Raw genomic sequence first — 15696 nt, 5'->3', positions numbered from 1 at the left:
GCGCCACATGCGACGAAAAGCCACAGTAGAACGGGCTTCCGACGAATGAAACGGCCGCTTGAGAAAATGGATTGACCTGCGCCGTCCGCCGTGAATACACTCTGCGCAAAGCCACTTGTATACAATTACAAAACGTAAAGAGGCACAAAACCATGAGCAAAATGAGAGCAATCGAAGCCGCCGTTCTGGTGATGCGCCGTGAAGGGGTCGATACCGCTTTTGGCATCCCGGGTGCCGCCATCAACCCGCTGTACTCCGCCCTGCAAAAGGTCGGCGGCATCGATCACGTACTCGCTCGCCACGTTGAAGGCGCCTCGCACATGGCCGAGGGCTACACCCGCACCAAGGCCGGCAACATCGGCGTGTGCATCGGCACTTCCGGCCCAGCCGGTACCGACATGGTCACCGGGCTCTACAGCGCCTCGGCCGACTCGATTCCAATCCTCTGCATCACAGGCCAGGCACCACGCGCCCGTATGCACAAGGAAGACTTCCAGGCTGTCGATATCACCACCATCGTCAAGCCAGTCACCAAATGGTCGACCACCGTCATGGAACCGGGCCAGGTGCCTTACGCGTTCCAGAAAGCTTTCTATGAAATGCGCTCCGGTCGTCCAGGCCCGGTGCTGATCGACCTGCCGTTCGACGTGCAGATGGCCGAAATCGAATTCGACATCGACGCTTACCAGCCACTGCCGCTGGCCAAGCCGAGCGCTACCCGTGTTCAAGTGGAAAAAGCACTGGCGATGCTGGATCAAGCTGAGCGCCCATTACTGGTGGCCGGTGGTGGCATCATCAATGCCGATGCCAGCGACCTGCTGGTGGAGTTCGCCGAGCTGACCGGTATTCCGGTTATCCCGACCCTGATGGGCTGGGGCACCATCCCGGACGATCACCCACTGATGGTGGGCATGGTGGGTCTGCAGACTTCGCACCGCTACGGCAACGCGACCATGCTCAAATCCGACGTGGTTCTGGGCGTAGGCAACCGTTGGGCCAACCGCCACACCGGTTCCGTTGACGTGTACACCGAAGGCCGCAAGTTCATTCACGTCGATATCGAACCGACCCAGATCGGTCGCGTGTTCACCCCGGACCTGGGCATCGTTTCCGACGCCGCTGCCGCGCTGACCGTGTTCATCGAAGTCGCTCGCGAATGGCAAGCCGCCGGCAAGCTGAAAAACCGCAGTGCCTGGCTGCAAGACTGCCAGCAGCGTAAAGCCAGCCTGCAACGCAAGACTCACTTCGACAACGTGCCGGTCAAGCCGCAACGCGTTTACGAAGAAATGAACCAGGTGTTCGGCAAAGACACCTGCTACGTCAGCACCATCGGTCTGTCGCAGATTGCCGGCGCGCAGTTCCTGCACGTCTACAAGCCGCGCCACTGGATCAACTGCGGTCAGGCAGGCCCGTTGGGCTGGACCATTCCGGCCGCGCTGGGCGTGGTCAAGGCTGATCCGAACCGTAAAGTCGTAGCCCTGTCGGGGGACTATGACTTCCAGTTCATGATCGAAGAACTGGCCGTGGGTGCGCAGTTCAAGCTGCCGTACATTCATGTTGTGGTGAACAACTCGTACCTGGGTCTGATCCGTCAGGCGCAGCGCGGTTTCGACATGGACTACTGCGTGCAATTGTCCTTCGACAACCTGAACGCGCCGGAACTCAACGGCTACGGCGTGGACCACGTCGCAGTTGCCGAAGGCCTGGGCTGCAAGGCACTGCGCGTGTTTGAACCGGCCCAGATCCAGCCTGCCCTGCGCAAGGCCCAGGAGCTGATCGAAGAGTTCAAGGTTCCGGTGATCGTCGAGATCATCCTGGAGCGCGTGACCAACATTTCCATGGGTACCGAGATCAACGCCGTTAACGAGTTCGAAGACCTGGCGCTGGTCGGCGACGACGCACCGACTGCGATTTCGTTGCTCGACTGATCCGCTATGGCTTGATGCCCCTGTGTAGGAGCAGCCTCCGGCAGCTCCTACAGATAGCCATCATCATTAATTTTCAACGGGAGACCACCATGCCGCGTTTCGCAGCCAACCTGTCCATGCTCTTCACCGAACAGGACTTTCTTGCCCGTTTCGAAGCGGCCACCAAGGCCGGCTTCAGTGGTGTCGAATACCTGTTCCCGTACGACTTCAGCTCCGCCGAAATCAAGGCCAAGCTGGACGCCAACGGCCTGACCCAAGTGTTGTTCAACCTGCCGGCCGGTGACTGGGCCAAGGGCGAGCGCGGTATCGCGTGCCTGCCGGACCGGGTTGAAGAGTTCCGTGCCGGTGTCGACCTGGCCATCGCTTACGCGCAAGTGCTGGGCAACACCCAGGTCAATTGCCTGGCCGGTATTCGTCCGCAGGGCTTTGACGATGCCACGGTGGAGAAGACCTTCGTCGCCAACCTCAAGTACGCCGCCGACAAGCTGCAAGCGGCGGGTATCAAGCTGGTGATGGAAGCGATCAACACCCGTGACATTCCAGGCTTCTACCTGAACAACACGGCGCAAGCCCTGTCGATTCGCGAGCAGGTCGGCAGCGCCAACCTGTTCCTGCAATACGACATCTATCACATGCAAATCATGGAAGGCGATCTGGCCCGCACCCTGCAATCGCACCTGGGCGAGATCAATCATGTGCAGCTCGCGGACAACCCGGGGCGCAACGAACCCGGTACCGGTGAAATCAACTACCGCTTCCTGTTCGAACACCTGGACCGCATCGGTTATCAGGGGTGGGTCGGTTGCGAATACAAGCCGCTGACCACCACTGAAGCGGGTTTGGGCTGGTTGAAAACCCACAACGTGATCTAACACTGAACCCTGTGTAAGAGCGAGCTTGCTCGCGATGGTGTGTCAGCCACACCGGTGTCGATTGACACCCCTTCGCGAGCAAGCTCGCTCCTACAGAAAGCACAAAAACAAGAGGATTTTCTCATGGCTAAAATCGGATTTATCGGCACCGGCATCATGGGCCACCCAATGGCATTGAACCTGCAGAAAGCCGGTCACAGCCTGTTCCTGTCGGCGCACCACGACGCCGCCCCTGCCGACCTGATTGCCGGCGGTGCCGTTGCCCTGGCGAACCCGAAGCAAGTCGCCGAGGAAGCTGAATTCATCATCGTCATGGTGCCGGATACCCCGCAGGTCGATGACGTGCTGTTCCGCGCCGACGGCATCGCTGCCGGTGTTGGCAAAGGCAAAGTGGTGATCGACATGAGTTCGATCTCGCCGACTGCCACCAAGGCTTTCGCGGCCAGGATCAACGAAAACGGCGCGCAATACCTCGACGCCCCGGTATCCGGCGGTGAAGTCGGCGCCAAGGCTGCGACCCTGAGCATCATGGTCGGCGGCGATGCCGACGCCTTCGAACGCGCACTGCCGCTGTTCCAGGTCATGGGCAAGAACATCACCCTGGTCGGTGGCAACGGCGACGGTCAGACCGCCAAGGTGGCCAACCAGATCATCGTGGCCCTGAACATCCAGGCCGTGGCTGAAGCCCTGCTGTTCGCTTCGAAAAACGGTGCCGATCCGGCCAAGGTGCGTGAAGCACTGATGGGCGGTTTCGCGTCCTCGAAGATCCTCGAAGTGCACGGCGAGCGCATGATCAAGGGCACTTTCGATCCGGGCTTCCGCATCAGCCTGCACCAGAAGGACCTGAACCTGGCCCTGCAAGGCGCCAGGGAGCTGAACATCAACCTGCCGAACACCGCCAACACCCAGCAAGTGTTCAGCACCTGTGCGGCCATCGGTGGCAGCAACTGGGACCACTCGGCGCTGATCAAGGGCCTGGAACACATGGCGAACTTCTCGATTCGGTAGGAGCTGCCGAAGGCTGCGATCTTTTGATCTTTCGTCCACACGCACACCGCGTTATCCGCAACAAGATAGCAGCCTGCGGCAGCTCCTACAGGATCCGGTTCATCCAACCAAATGGGTAACCGATCCAGAGTTGCCGCAGGTTGCGTCCCCCCCCAATAACAAGAATTCCGGGAGCCCGCCATGTCGGTCGATCCGCAACAATTGCTGCGCGAGCTGTTTGCCACAGCCATCGACGCGGCGCATCCGCAACAAGTCCTCGAAGCCCATTTGCCTGCCGACCGCAGCGGTCGGGTGATCGTCATCGGTGCCGGCAAAGCCGCCGCTGCCATGGCCCAAGTGGTCGAGCGCTGCTGGCAGGGTGAAGTCTCCGGCCTGGTGGTGACCCGCTACGGTCACGGCGCCCCTTGCGAAAAAATCGAAGTGGTCGAAGCCGCACACCCTGTACCGGACGCTGCTGGCCTGGCCGTGGCCAAGCGCGTGCTGGAACTGGTCAGCGACCTCAGCGAAAACGACCGCGTGATCTTCCTGCTCTCCGGTGGTGGCTCTGCCCTGCTGGCATTGCCGGCCGAAGGCATCACCCTGGCCGACAAGCAGTCGATCAACAAAGCCCTGCTCAAGTCCGGGGCGACCATCGGCGAGATGAACTGCGTGCGCAAGCACCTCTCGGCGATCAAGGGCGGCCGCCTGGGCAAAGCCTGCTGGCCGGCCACTGTCTACACCTACGCGATTTCCGATGTACCGGGCGACCTCGCCACGGTCATCGCTTCCGGCCCTACCGTAGCCGACCCGAGCACCTCGGCCGAAGCGCTGGCGATCCTCAAACGCTACGCCATCGAGGTTCCGGCGTCGGTGCGCAGCTGGCTGCTAAGCCCCGAATCGGAAACCGTCAAACCCGGTGACCCGAGCCTGGCCCGCAGTCATTTCCAGTTGATCGCCCGTCCGCAGCAATCCCTTGAAGCGGCGGCGGTGAAATGCCGTCAGGCCGGGTTCAGTCCGCTGATCCTTGGCGACCTTGAAGGCGAATCCCGCGAGGTGGCGAAAGTCCACGCCGGCATCGCACGACAGATCGTCCTGCACGGTCAGCCGCTGGCGGTGCCCTGCGTGATTCTCTCCGGCGGCGAAACCACCGTCACCGTGCGCGGCAACGGTCGTGGCGGGCGCAACGCCGAGTTCCTGCTGAGCCTGACCGACAGCCTCAAGGGCCTGCCCGGTGTCTACGCGCTGGCCGGCGACACCGACGGCATCGACGGCTCCGAAGACAACGCCGGTGCGATCATGACTCCGGACAGCTACGCCCGCGCAGCAGCAAAGGGCCTGAGCGCCAGCGACGAGTTGGACAACAACAATGGCTACGGCTACTTCGAGGCGCTGGACGCGCTGATCGTCACCGAGCCGACCCGCACCAACGTCAACGACTTCCGCGCCATTCTGATCCTTGAGAGCACTAAACATGACGCCTGATAAAAAGGTCAAAATCCTCGCCACGCTCGGCCCGGCCACCGACGGCATCGACGCCATCCGTGAGCTGGTGCTGGCCGGGGTCAACATCTTCCGCCTGAACTTCAGCCACGGCGATCACGCCGACCACGCCCAGCGTTTTCAGTGGATCCGTGAAGTCGAACGCCAGCTCAATTATCCATTGGGCATCCTGATGGACCTGCAAGGCCCGAAACTGCGGGTCGGCAAGTTCGCCGACGGCAAGGTGCAACTGGTACGCGGCCAAGCCCTGCGCCTGGACCTCGATGCCACGCCGGGAGATGAGCGCCGGGTCAACCTGCCGCACCCGGAAATCATTGCCGCCCTGGAGCCGGGCATGGACCTGCTGCTGGACGACGGCAAGTTGCGCCTGCGGGTAGTGACCAAGTACGTCGACGCCATCGACACCACCGTACTCAATGGCGGCGAACTGTCGGACCGCAAAGGCGTGAACGTACCGCAAGCGGTGCTCGACCTGAGCCCGCTGACCGCCAAGGATCGCCGCGACTTGACCTTCGGTCTGGAGCTCGGTGTGGACTGGGTGGCGCTCTCGTTCGTGCAGCGTCCCGACGACATCCGCGAAGCCCGCTCCCTGATCGGCGACAAGGCGTTCCTGATGGCCAAGATCGAGAAGCCCTCGGCGGTCGAACAACTGCGCGAGATCGCCGAATTGAGCGATGCGATCATGGTCGCCCGCGGTGACCTGGGCGTGGAAGTGCCGGCCGAAAGCGTGCCGCAGATCCAGAAGAACATCATCGGCACCTGCCGCCAGCTCGGCAAACCGGTGGTGGTGGCGACGCAGATGCTCGAGTCGATGCGCTTCTCACCGGCGCCAACCCGCGCCGAGGTAACCGATGTGGCCAACGCGGTGGCCGAAGGTGCCGACGCGGTGATGCTGTCGGCGGAAACCGCGTCCGGTGAATACCCGCTCGAAGCCGTGCAGATGATGAGCAAGATCATCCGCCAGGTGGAAAACGGTCCGGACTATCAGACCCAACTCGACGTCAGCCGACCGAAAGCCGAGGCGACCGTTTCCGACGCGATCAGCTGCGCCATTCGCCGCATCAGCAACGTGCTACCGGTGGCGGTGCTGGTCAATTACAGCGAGTCCGGCGCGTCGAGCCTGCGCGCGGCGCGGGAGCGGCCGACGGTGCCGATCCTCAACCTGACACCGAATCTGCAAACCGCCCGTCGCCTGAGCGTGGCGTGGGGTGTGCACTCGGTGGTCAACGATCGCCTGCGCCAGGTCGATGAAGTCTGCTCCACGGCACTGGAAATTGCCCAGGCCCAGGGCATGGCGCAGCGTGGCGACACGCTGTTGATCACTGCGGGTGTGCCGTTTGGGCAGCCGGGGTCGACTAACTCTTTGCGTATCGAGACATTGATCTAACGAACGCAATTTGTGGCGAGGGAGCTTGCTCCCGCTCGACTGCGTAGCAGTCGCCTTTTCGGCATGACGGGATCCACAGAGAAACCGCATTCACCGGATCCGGGGCCGCTTCGCGCCCCAGCGGGAGCAAGCTCCCTCGCCACAGAGTTTGTGCAACACCTTTGATTTTCCACTGCCCTAGATTTCAAAATGCCTGCCAACCATTTCAACACCCACTGCCCCGACTGGGCCGAGGCCTTGCTCAACGGCTTCAGCCAGATCTTTCTCCAGCGTAATCCGCTGTGCGGCCTGCTGTGCCTCCTGGCCATCTTGTTCACGGCGCCCGCCTTGCTCGGCGGCGCTTTGCTCGGCGGTGTCGCCGGGCTGTTCACCGCGCAACGCCGAAACTATGCCAAGGCTGATCGTCAGGCCGGGTTGTTCAGCTACAACGGCGTTCTGCTCGGTCTGTTGCTGAGCCTGTACTTCCCCTGGTCGGCGATGATGCCGCCACTGATTCTGGCCGCCGGAGGCCTGAGTGCGATGGTCACCCAGCAGTGGCTCAAGCGCATCCGGTTCAGCCAATGCCTGCCCGCCTACACCGCCCCCTTCGTCGGGCTGGGCTGGTTGCTGCTGTGCTTCGCCACGCCCTCGACAGAGGCGCACTTGATTGAAGTCAGCACGCTGAACATGCTCGTCGCGCCACTCAAAGGCCTCGGCCAGGTGATGTTCCTCGGTCATCCGCTGGCCGGTGCGATGATTGCCGCCGGTTTGCTGATCGCCGATCGCCGCGCCTTCTGCTGGGCCGTGCTGGCGTCTGTCGCGGGCATGGGCTGGAGCCTGTTGCACCACGATTTCTATTCCGCTCTGCTCGGCCTCGGTGGCTATAACGCCGTACTCGCCGCCCTCGCCTTCAGCTCGCAGGGTCGCCAACCGTGGCTGCCGCTGCTTGGCATTGGCCTGGCGCTGTTGCTGACGCCGGTGTTTGCCGCCATCGGCCTGCCCACGCTGACCGCGCCGTTCATTCTTGCCGGCTGGCTGATTCGCAGCGTCGTGCAAATGCTCGGCAAAGCCAGGGTCGAAAGCGCGCCTTGCGCTCCCGGGGAGAATCAACCTAGGCTGCGCTGATTTACGGCCAGGGCGATGGGCATGAACAGCAGTGACACGTGGCGTAATCGCCTGTACGTGATTATTTTCCAGACCGACACCGTCGCCGGGCGCCGCTTCGACTCCACCCTGCTGCTGATCATCCTCGCCAGCCTGGTGGTGGTGATCCTGGACAGCATCGATGACGTCCACCAGAACTACGCCAGCGTGCTTGCGTACATCGAGTGGGGCTTCACGGTGATCTTCCTCGGCGAGTACATCCTGCGCCTGTACTGCTCGCCCAAGCCCCTGCGCTACGCGTTCAGTTTCTATGGTCTGGTGGACCTGCTGGCCATCGTGCCCGGCATCCTCGCGCTGTACTACAGCGATGCCCAGTACCTGCTGATCATCCGGGTGATCCGGATGCTGCGGATCTTCCGCGTGCTCAAGCTTGGTCCTTATCTCAAACAAGCCCATTACCTGCTCGATGCACTGCGCGGCAGCAAGCAGAAAATCCTCGTGTTCCTGCTCAGCGTCTGCACCCTGGTGATAGTGTTCGGCACCCTGATGTACGTGGTCGAAGGTCCGCAAAGTGGCTTCACCAGTATTCCCAAGGGCATCTACTGGGCGATCGTCACCTTGACCACAGTCGGTTATGGCGACATCGTGCCCAGGACCGCCCTGGGCCAGGTCATTTCGTCGATGGTGATGATCACCGGTTATTCGATCATTGCCGTGCCCACGGGGATCTTCACCGCCGAACTGGCCACGGCCATGCGTGGAGGCCAGTTGCAGCACGACTGCCCGGTGTGTGCCAAAGACAGCCACGAACAGGACGCCTCGTTCTGTTCCCGTTGTGGCAATGCACTGTTCAAAAAACTGGAATAAACAAAGAGCTTTTTAATCTTTAAAGGACTAAACGAGCCCAGCTATAGTCGACACATCGTTGATAACTAATAAATAACCTGTAGGAGCTGCCGCAGGCTGCGATCTTTTGATCTTGAAAATCAAAGTCAAAAGATCGCAGCCTACGGCAGCTCCTACATAGAACAGGGAATTCGCAGTGAAAAAACTCTTTGGCGCCTCTCTTCTGGCCGCGGGCCTGGCCCTGGGCAACATCGCCCAGGCCGCACCGACCCTGCTCAACGTTTCCTACGACGTGATGCGCGACTTCTACAAGGACTACAACGCTGCGTTCCAGAAACACTGGCAAGCCGAGCACAACGAAAACATCATCTTGCAAATGTCCTTCGGTGGCTCCAGCAAACAGGCGCGCTCGGTCATCGACGGCCTGCCGGCTGACGTGATCACCATGAACATGGCCACCGACATCAACGCCCTGGCGGACAACGGCAAACTGGTCCCGGACAACTGGGTCACGCGCCTGCCCAACAACAGCGCGCCGTTCACTTCGGCCACCGTGTTCATCGTGCGCAAGGGCAACCCGAAAGCCCTGAAAGACTGGCCGGACCTGCTCAAGGACGGCGTTCAGGTCATCGTCCCGAACCCGAAAACCTCCGGCAACGGTCGCTATACCTACCTCTCGGCCTGGGGCTACGTGCTGAAAAACGGCGGTGACGAGAACAAGGCCAAAGACTTCGTCGGCAAGCTGTTCAAGCAAGCGCCGGTACTCGACACCGGTGGCCGTGCCGCGACCACCACCTTCATGACCAACCAGATCGGCGACGTGCTGGTGACCTTCGAGAACGAAGCGGAAATGATCGCCCGCGAGTTCGGCCGCGATCAGTTCGAAGTCATCTACCCAAGCGTTTCTGCCGAAGCCGAGCCACCGGTGTCGGTGGTGGATAAAACCGTCGACAAGAAAGGCACACGCGCCGCCGCCGAGGAATACCTGAAATACCTGTGGTCGCCGCAAGGTCAGGAAATCGCTGCCGCCAACTACCTGCGCCCGCGTGACCCGGCCGTGCTGGCCAAGTACACCGACCGCTTCCCGAAAGTGGACTTCCTGTCCGTCGAGAAGACCTTCGGCGACTGGCGCACCGTGCAGAAGACCCACTTCAACGATGGCGGGGTTTTCGACCAGATCTACAGCGGTCAGTAATCGACTGAAACACTGCACCCCCTGTGGGAGCAGGCTTGCTCCCACAGGTTCTGCGACTTCCCGCTACATCGGCGGCGTCACGCCATCCTTGCCCGCCGAGATGGATTGAGCAGTGAGCGTGCCGTCGGCGCCCTGCGTGACAAAGGTCACGATCTTCACGCCCACCTTCAACAGGCTGCGATCGGCCGGCACCAGGTTGACGATGGGTACGTCCTCCGGCACCAGGATCTTCTGTTGGCCGCCCTTGTAATTGACGGTCAGCACCCGACCGTTGCTCACCACCAGGTCGCCGACGCTGCCGTTGGTCATGCTGCTGCCCTTGACCAGATCGAAGGGCCGATGACCGTCGCCACTGCCGGCCAGCTCCGGCGGGAAAACATGAACTTCAAGGGCCTTGAGGGTTCCATCCTCCTGAGGAATGGCCGCAGAGCCGATGTAACTGCCGGGCTTGATGTCTTCGATGTTGGCCAAGGTCACGGCGCGGACCTTGGTGTCCTTGGTCAAATTGATCACCACGTTGTCGCCGCTGTTGGCGTGGACTTTCAGAACGTCCGGACTGACGCCGGTGATCTCGCCGCGCACCCCGATGCGCGTGCCCGGCGCATCCTCTGCCTGGACCAGGCCAACGCTGAATACGCTGATCAAGGTAGCGACACAAGCGCGGAGAATCAGCTGACGAAACTTCACATTCATGGGACGGCCCTCCGGTGGCAAGACGGTAAGAGAGAACATAAGCACGCTATCGAGCAAGATATAAGTGAATGTATCATTCACCTCCATAGTTCTGACGCAAGGCTCTTCGACGGGCGACACACGCGTCCGTCAGTCATTCCGCAATGGAATGATTGCTATCACTCCAATCCCACTTCCGCCGTTTCAGTCAGCCCATTAGCCTGCGCGCATTCCTTTCCGTACAGCGAGACCCGTTATGAACCCAGCGACTCAGGTGTCCCACGGCACCGCGACAATGACCCCAGGGATGGTGCTGCTGTTCGCCTTCTGCTGCGGCGCCATTGTCGCCAACATCTACTACGCGCAGCCGATCATCGGCCTGATCGCGCCGGACATCGGCCTGACCAACACCATGGCCAGCCTGATCGTTTCCCTGACTCAGATCGGCTATGCGCTGGGGCTGTTTTTCCTGGTGCCGCTGGGGGATTTACTGGAGAACCGCCGGTTGATGATCATCACCACGCTGGTGGCAATCGGCAGCCTGCTGGGGGCGGCGTTCACCGATCAGCCGAATGTGTTTTTGCTGATTTCGCTGTTGGTGGGGTTCAGTTCGGTTTCGGTGCAGATCCTGATTCCGCTGGCCGCGCACCTGGCGCCGGAAGAAACCCGTGGCCGTGTGGTGGGCGGGATCATGGGCGGTTTGTTGCTCGGCATTCTGCTGGCCCGGCCGGTGTCCAGCGTGGTGGCCGACCACTTCGGCTGGCGGGCGATGTTTGTGATTGCCGCCGTATTGATGGCAGCCATCAGCATCGTGCTGGCAGTGACCATTCCCAAGCGTGAACCTGATCACAGTGCTTCCTACGGCCAGTTACTGGGCTCGCTGTGGACGCTGCTGCGCAAACAACCGGTGCTGCGCCAGCGTGCGTTTTACCAGGGGTGCATGTTTGCAACCTTCAGCCTGTTCTGGACCGCCGTGCCGTTGGAACTGGCGCGCAACCATGGTTTGTCGCAAAGCGAGATCGCGATTTTCGCGCTGGTGGGCGCCATCGGCGCCATTGCCGCCCCCATCGCCGGACGTCTGGCCGATGCCGGTCACACCCGCATCGCTTCATTGCTCGCCCTGCTGTTCGCCAGCCTGAGTTTTCTGCCGGCGTTTATCCATCCGGCCTGGAGCGTCATCGGCCTGGCGGTGACCGGCGTGGTGCTCGACTTCTGCGTGCAGATGAACATGGTCCTCGGCCAGCGTGCGGTGTACGCCCTCGACGGCAAAAGCCGCAGCCGCCTGAATGCGCTGTACATGACCAGCATCTTCATCGGCGGCGCCTTTGGCTCTTCGGTGGCCAGCGTGGTGTACGAACAGGGCGGCTGGTTGTGGATCGTGATCGTCGGCAGCGCATTTCCGTTGCTGGCGTTGTTGCGGTTTTTGAGTGTTTCGCAGAAGGCTTCGCTGGTGACGGCATAGATCGCTAAAAGCTTCGTCGGATCGCCGCCCGGAGCAAGCCCGCTCCTACAGGTTATTCGCTAACCTTGTAGGAGCAAGCCTGCTCGCGAATGAAAGCGGCCCGGATTTATTGCCGCACCAGCTTCTCCATCGCCGCATCCGCCAGAAAGGAGGAGCGGCTTTTGACGTTGTGCTCGCGCACATAGCGGTCAATGCGCTGGATCACATAGCCGGGCAGCGTGACATTGACCTTCTCGGTCTTGCCCATATACGGCGAAATATCCAGCTCCAGCATTCCCCAGCCCATGTCGGCGAACTCCGGATTACCACGATGCACCGCTGCCGAAGTCGGCATCGGAATCGTATCGCCGTCTGCCGCGATCTCTTGCAGCATGATGTGGGCAATTTCGACAGCAGCGTTATAGGCATCCTCAAAGGTATCCCCGGCGGTTACCGCGCCCGGAATATCGGGGATCTGGATACCGATAGCGGTGTGCTCATCGCCCCATTCGATACAGATTGGATATTGCATGATGGATCTCCTGCGCAACTGGCTGGCGGGTAGTACAGCCCGGCGCGCCTCCTGATGCTCTTGACCGTCCCGACCGGCAAATCCTTTTTCGGATGGGGGACGGGGATCGTGTATGGGTTGTATCGGTGAGTGAAGATGTGATGACTGCCAGTGACCCTGTCCAAAGTCCAACCTGCCTCCATCAATTCCTTGATCAATAGCCTGCTCTGCACCACCAGCTTCCTTGCTCCGGCCCAATTAAAAGTAACCCTAGAGTTATCTTTACTCAAGCACAAAATCTCGCAGTACGACGCTCGGTTGTTTTACGGAGTGTGATGCTGCCCATGCCGGGGCGTTATGTGATCGGCCGAGAGGGTGTGATCCGTTACGCCGAGGTCAACCCGGATTACACTCAGCGTCCCGAGCCTGAGGCGATGCTGGATACAATTCGCGGTTCGCACTGACACAATTGATCTCTACAAGGACTTCCGATGGACCGCCTCGCCGCAATGGAAACCTTCGTCTACGTGGTGGAAACCGGCTCGTTTTCCGCTGCCGCCCGACGCCTGAACATCGGCCAGCCGGCCGTGTCGAAAACCATCGCGCAACTCGAATCACGGCTGGCCGTGCGGCTGTTGCTGCGCTCGACCCGGGGCCTGACGCCCACCGAGGCCGGGCTGGCCTTTTTCGAACGGGCCAAGCGCACCATCGAAGAAGCCGACGAGGCTGATAACGCCGCGCGCGGTGCGGCCAGCGGGCTGACCGGCAACCTGCGCATCTGCGCGGCGGTCACCTTCGGCCGGCTGCACATCGTTCCGCACCTGGGTCCCTTCCTGGAGCAAAACCCGGAGCTGAACATCGACCTGATGCTCGACGATCGCAACGTCAATCTGGTGGAAGAAGGCGTCGATGTCGCCCTGCGCATGGGTGAGCTGAGCGACTCTGCCCTGACCGCCCGCAAAATCGCCGAATGCCGGCGCATGGTGCTGGGCACGCCGGCGTACTTCGCAAAACACGGCGAGCCCACCTGCCCCGACGACCTGTGCAAGCATCAGGCAATCGTCTACAGCCTTGGCGGCGGCGCCAATTGGCGGTTCGACAAGGCCAGCGAGGAGCAGTCGGTGAACATCAGCGGCCGGATCCGCGTCAACGCCGCCGAAGGCCTGCGTGAAGCCGTGCTGGCTCATCAAGGCCTGACCATGGCCTCGCAATGGATGTTCGCGCCGGAACTGGCCGACGGTTCGGTCCGGGAAGTGATGAAGGACTGGGCATTGCCGAACCTGGATCTGTGGGCGGTGTTCCCCACGGGGAGAATGGCCAGCGCCAAGGCTCGGGCGTTTGTGGAATATGTGCAGGGGTTGTTGATGAAGTAAGTTTCAGCCCCTCAATCAAGATCAAAAGATCGCAGGCTGCGCCAGCTCCTACATTAAGCGCGTACACAGGTAAATCATCGTCGTGCGTTCCCGACAATGTCAGACACATGGGGGCTGCTCGTCAAAGCAGGCCAGCAAACGTTCGACCGTTTGCTCAAGTTGTCCGGAGTTGTCGAGCAGGTGCACGGTCGGGTCTTGCGCCAGCAGTTGCTCGCTGAACCGGGCATTGCGTGCCAACCGCTGATTGATCTCGATCAGCGATTCTCGCCCACGCTCCAGCAAGCGATGGCGCAGTACTGCTTGATCCACAGTCAACAACAGCACCAACACGTTCGGATAGCGCGAGCGCGTGTTCTGCAAATGCCCCCGAGAGCCATTGACCAGTACGTCCTGCCCGGCGGCCAGCCAATCGTCGATTTCCCGCGGGATGCCATAGGACAACCCGTTGGCGTGCCAGCTCAAGGCAAATGCCCCTTGAGCTTCCATATCGGCGAATTGCTGCGCACTGACACCCAGCGCCGCCTCGCCCACGGCTTCGGCCGAGCGAGTGATGACCCGCCGCACAATTCGGCAGCCGCGTTCGGCCAACCGCGTTCGTGCAGCATCCAGCAGGCTGTCCTTGCCCGAACCTGAAGGCCCGATGAGATAGATCAACCTGCCTGACATCAAAACACCCTCGTTGCTTGTCGCCATACTTGCTGGACCTTCGGCAGACCCGATGCGGTCTGATCTGCGGCGGCCACGTTACCCGAGTGTGACTCGCCGCGCACGATGTTCGGTGTGCCCATCAACACATTCATGCCGTGCTCCCGGTAACCACGCCTCGACGGTGGTCGGGAACTCGGCGATGGTCATGCCGCAGCGTGATGAATTCGTCCATCTGCGTCGTGGTCAGGTGGTACTTGCTCATGTAGTACTCACGGTACTTGGATTCGAGGACGAACTGGCGCCGGCCCGGCGAGTGGTCCATCACCGACACCAACCGCACCAGCGGGTTCTCCACCAGATCGCGGGACACGCTGAAAATGTCCGGATGGCACAGCTCGCGACGCAGGTGCAGGCGGTGCTCGGCTCGGCTCGGGTCAGTTCGGCGTCGGAGGCTGTGGGAAGGTGGCTTGCCTGCAGGCTTTAATACGCCGGGGATCAACACTGATAGAGGCACCGGTGAAGCTAGCTTCGGGTTGACGCAGAGGCTCAGAGAATGAGGGGGCGACCACAACAGCGCCCGAGGCGGCCTACCGGCCTGGTTCTTCATGCGTACGCATTTCCCGGTAGGCGTTGTCGAGTGCAACGAGGCTGCGATCTTTTGGCTCTATTACTGACAAACAAGATCAAAAGATCGCAGCCTTCGGCAGCTCCTACGCAGTGATACATCCGCGAAATCAGGTCGGCTGACAAGCCAGCTCCTACAGGGATTGAGGTTGAACTGAATTATTCAGCAGGCACAAAAAAGGCGACCCGAAAGTCGCCTTGGTGCGTTACTGCCCGAATTGCCGCCCCAGGCCACCCGGCACACCGTGAACGTCAGTCTCCTCCCACGGCCCCTTCGGACTGATCGACCGGCTCCAGCCGTTATCCCAACGGTAATAGGTACGCTGGCGATAAAAAGTATTGGGCTGGTCATCGAGCACATACACCCCAAGCTTCGGATCCCAATGGCTGTTGCCCCCGGGTGGTGGCGCGAAGCTCGCAGAAGTACGTGGCAACGGCTTGGAGGGTTTGGCCGGGATGCTCGGCTTGCTCGGTACAGGTGAAGTCGATGGCGTAGGGCTGGGCTGCGACGGCGGGAACGGTGGTGGTGCCTGTTGTTCCGTTGGTGGCTGGACCGCACAAGCGCTTAACCCCATAACGACGCTGAGCAGGGTGATACGAGCGAATGCGGTCATGATTGCGTTTTCCTG

At 61.1% G+C, this 15696-nt stretch carries 15 protein-coding genes and 2 pseudogenes; 11 read left to right on the top strand and 6 right to left on the bottom strand.

Annotated elements, in window-relative coordinates:
* The first annotated feature begins 152 nt into the window (after positions 1–152).
* The 8 genes from gcl (at position 153) to KW849_RS28265 (ending at position 9798) form a co-directional block, all read left to right on the top strand.
* The gene (gene gcl / locus KW849_RS28300; protein WP_108218690.1) at positions 153–1928 is read left to right on the top strand and encodes a glyoxylate carboligase; all 1776 of its coding nucleotides are present in this window, start codon (positions 153–155) and stop codon (positions 1926–1928) included.
* A gap of 89 nt (positions 1929–2017) precedes the next feature.
* Complete coding sequence (gene hyi, locus KW849_RS28295; RefSeq protein WP_218432773.1) at positions 2018–2800, top strand: hydroxypyruvate isomerase; 783 nt, start codon at positions 2018–2020, stop codon at positions 2798–2800.
* Between the two features lie 123 nt (positions 2801–2923).
* The gene (locus tag KW849_RS28290) at positions 2924–3808 is read left to right on the top strand and encodes a 2-hydroxy-3-oxopropionate reductase (protein WP_218432771.1); all 885 of its coding nucleotides are present in this window, start codon (positions 2924–2926) and stop codon (positions 3806–3808) included.
* Positions 3809–3988: 180 nt separating this feature from the next.
* Positions 3989–5269 carry a glycerate kinase gene (locus KW849_RS28285; RefSeq protein ID WP_218432769.1) on the top strand — a complete coding sequence of 427 codons (1281 nt, stop codon included), beginning with the start codon at positions 3989–3991 and terminating at the stop codon, positions 5267–5269.
* Positions 5259–6674: a pyruvate kinase gene (gene pyk / locus KW849_RS28280; protein WP_218432767.1), complete on the top strand. Its 1416-nt coding sequence runs from the start codon at positions 5259–5261 to the stop codon at positions 6672–6674. The genes KW849_RS28285 and pyk overlap by 11 nt, the downstream gene beginning before the upstream one ends.
* A 189-nt stretch (positions 6675–6863) precedes the next feature.
* The gene (locus KW849_RS28275) at positions 6864–7778 is read left to right on the top strand and encodes an urea transporter (protein ID WP_218432765.1); all 915 of its coding nucleotides are present in this window, start codon (positions 6864–6866) and stop codon (positions 7776–7778) included.
* Positions 7779–7799: 21 nt separating this feature from the next.
* Positions 7800–8624: an ion transporter gene (locus tag KW849_RS28270; RefSeq protein WP_218432764.1), complete on the top strand. Its 825-nt coding sequence runs from the start codon at positions 7800–7802 to the stop codon at positions 8622–8624.
* A 175-nt stretch (positions 8625–8799) separates the two neighbouring features.
* A complete protein-coding gene (locus KW849_RS28265; RefSeq protein ID WP_218432763.1) occupies positions 8800–9798 on the top strand; it encodes a sulfate ABC transporter substrate-binding protein in 999 nt (332 codons plus the stop codon).
* Between the two features lie 63 nt (positions 9799–9861).
* On the opposite strand, the gene KW849_RS28260 is transcribed toward KW849_RS28265, so the two are convergent.
* Entirely contained in the window at positions 9862–10491 is a 630-nt protein-coding gene (locus tag KW849_RS28260) for a hypothetical protein (RefSeq protein WP_218432758.1), read from the bottom strand.
* Between the two features lie 235 nt (positions 10492–10726).
* Between KW849_RS28260 and KW849_RS28255 the strand changes: the two genes are divergently transcribed.
* Positions 10727–11932 carry an MFS transporter gene (locus KW849_RS28255; protein WP_218432757.1) on the top strand — a complete coding sequence of 402 codons (1206 nt, stop codon included), beginning with the start codon at positions 10727–10729 and terminating at the stop codon, positions 11930–11932.
* A 106-nt stretch (positions 11933–12038) separates the two neighbouring features.
* Here KW849_RS28255 and KW849_RS28250 read toward each other — a convergent pair whose 3' ends face one another.
* Complete coding sequence (locus KW849_RS28250; RefSeq protein WP_218432756.1) at positions 12039–12443, bottom strand: type II toxin-antitoxin system HicB family antitoxin; 405 nt, start codon at positions 12441–12443, stop codon at positions 12039–12041.
* Positions 12444–12445: 2 nt separating this feature from the next.
* Positions 12446–12655 (bottom strand): annotated as a pseudogene (locus tag KW849_RS28245) (type II toxin-antitoxin system HicA family toxin); the annotation flags it as partial.
* A gap of 102 nt (positions 12656–12757) precedes the next feature.
* Between KW849_RS28245 and KW849_RS28240 the strand changes: the two are divergent.
* Positions 12758–12886, top strand: coding sequence for a hypothetical protein (locus KW849_RS28240; protein ID WP_256357406.1), 129 nt, complete (start codon positions 12758–12760; stop codon positions 12884–12886).
* Between the two features lie 27 nt (positions 12887–12913).
* On the top strand, positions 12914–13795 hold the full coding sequence (locus tag KW849_RS28235) for a LysR family transcriptional regulator (RefSeq protein WP_218432754.1): 882 nt from the start codon (positions 12914–12916) through the stop codon (positions 13793–13795).
* A gap of 99 nt (positions 13796–13894) precedes the next feature.
* Here the strand turns inward: KW849_RS28235 and phnN are convergent, their stop codons facing one another.
* From phnN to KW849_RS28220, 3 genes and pseudogenes are all read right to left on the bottom strand, one after another.
* On the bottom strand, positions 13895–14461 hold the full coding sequence (gene phnN / locus KW849_RS28230; protein ID WP_218432751.1) for a phosphonate metabolism protein/1,5-bisphosphokinase (PRPP-forming) PhnN: 567 nt from the start codon (positions 14459–14461) through the stop codon (positions 13895–13897).
* Positions 14462–14505: 44 nt separating this feature from the next.
* A pseudogene (locus KW849_RS28225) lies at positions 14506–14873 on the bottom strand (alpha-D-ribose 1-methylphosphonate 5-triphosphate diphosphatase); the annotation flags it as partial.
* A 400-nt stretch (positions 14874–15273) separates the two neighbouring features.
* Positions 15274–15681, bottom strand: coding sequence for a hypothetical protein (locus tag KW849_RS28220; RefSeq protein WP_218432749.1), 408 nt, complete (start codon positions 15679–15681; stop codon positions 15274–15276).
* Between the last annotated feature and the right edge of the window lie 15 nt (positions 15682–15696).

This window comes from Pseudomonas sp. PDM26 (assembly GCF_019219185.1).
In the GTDB taxonomy this organism is placed as follows: Bacteria; Pseudomonadota; Gammaproteobacteria; order Pseudomonadales; family Pseudomonadaceae; genus Aquipseudomonas.
This window is presented reverse-complemented; position numbering and strand designations above follow the sequence as displayed.

What these genes read in the sequence shown, in the direction of transcription:
- gcl (WP_108218690.1), top strand. Translation starts at nt 153, where the DNA reads ATGAGCAAAATGAGAGCAATCGAAGCCGCCGTTCTGGTGATGCGCCGT.
- hyi (WP_218432773.1), top strand. Translation starts at nt 2,018, where the DNA reads ATGCCGCGTTTCGCAGCCAACCTGTCCATGCTCTTCACCGAACAGGAC.
- KW849_RS28290 (WP_218432771.1), top strand. Translation starts at nt 2,924, where the DNA reads ATGGCTAAAATCGGATTTATCGGCACCGGCATCATGGGCCACCCAATG.
- KW849_RS28285 (WP_218432769.1), top strand. Translation starts at nt 3,989, where the DNA reads ATGTCGGTCGATCCGCAACAATTGCTGCGCGAGCTGTTTGCCACAGCC.
- pyk (WP_218432767.1), top strand. Translation starts at nt 5,259, where the DNA reads ATGACGCCTGATAAAAAGGTCAAAATCCTCGCCACGCTCGGCCCGGCC.
- KW849_RS28275 (WP_218432765.1), top strand. Translation starts at nt 6,864, where the DNA reads ATGCCTGCCAACCATTTCAACACCCACTGCCCCGACTGGGCCGAGGCC.
- KW849_RS28270 (WP_218432764.1), top strand. Translation starts at nt 7,800, where the DNA reads ATGAACAGCAGTGACACGTGGCGTAATCGCCTGTACGTGATTATTTTC.
- KW849_RS28260 (WP_218432758.1), bottom strand. Translation starts at nt 10,491, where the DNA reads ATGAATGTGAAGTTTCGTCAGCTGATTCTCCGCGCTTGTGTCGCTACC.
- KW849_RS28255 (WP_218432757.1), top strand. Translation starts at nt 10,727, where the DNA reads ATGAACCCAGCGACTCAGGTGTCCCACGGCACCGCGACAATGACCCCA.
- KW849_RS28250 (WP_218432756.1), bottom strand. Translation starts at nt 12,443, where the DNA reads ATGCAATATCCAATCTGTATCGAATGGGGCGATGAGCACACCGCTATC.
- KW849_RS28240 (WP_256357406.1), top strand. Translation starts at nt 12,758, where the DNA reads ATGCTGCCCATGCCGGGGCGTTATGTGATCGGCCGAGAGGGTGTGATC.
- KW849_RS28235 (WP_218432754.1), top strand. Translation starts at nt 12,914, where the DNA reads ATGGACCGCCTCGCCGCAATGGAAACCTTCGTCTACGTGGTGGAAACC.
- phnN (WP_218432751.1), bottom strand. Translation starts at nt 14,461, where the DNA reads ATGTCAGGCAGGTTGATCTATCTCATCGGGCCTTCAGGTTCGGGCAAG.
- KW849_RS28220 (WP_218432749.1), bottom strand. Translation starts at nt 15,681, where the DNA reads ATGACCGCATTCGCTCGTATCACCCTGCTCAGCGTCGTTATGGGGTTA.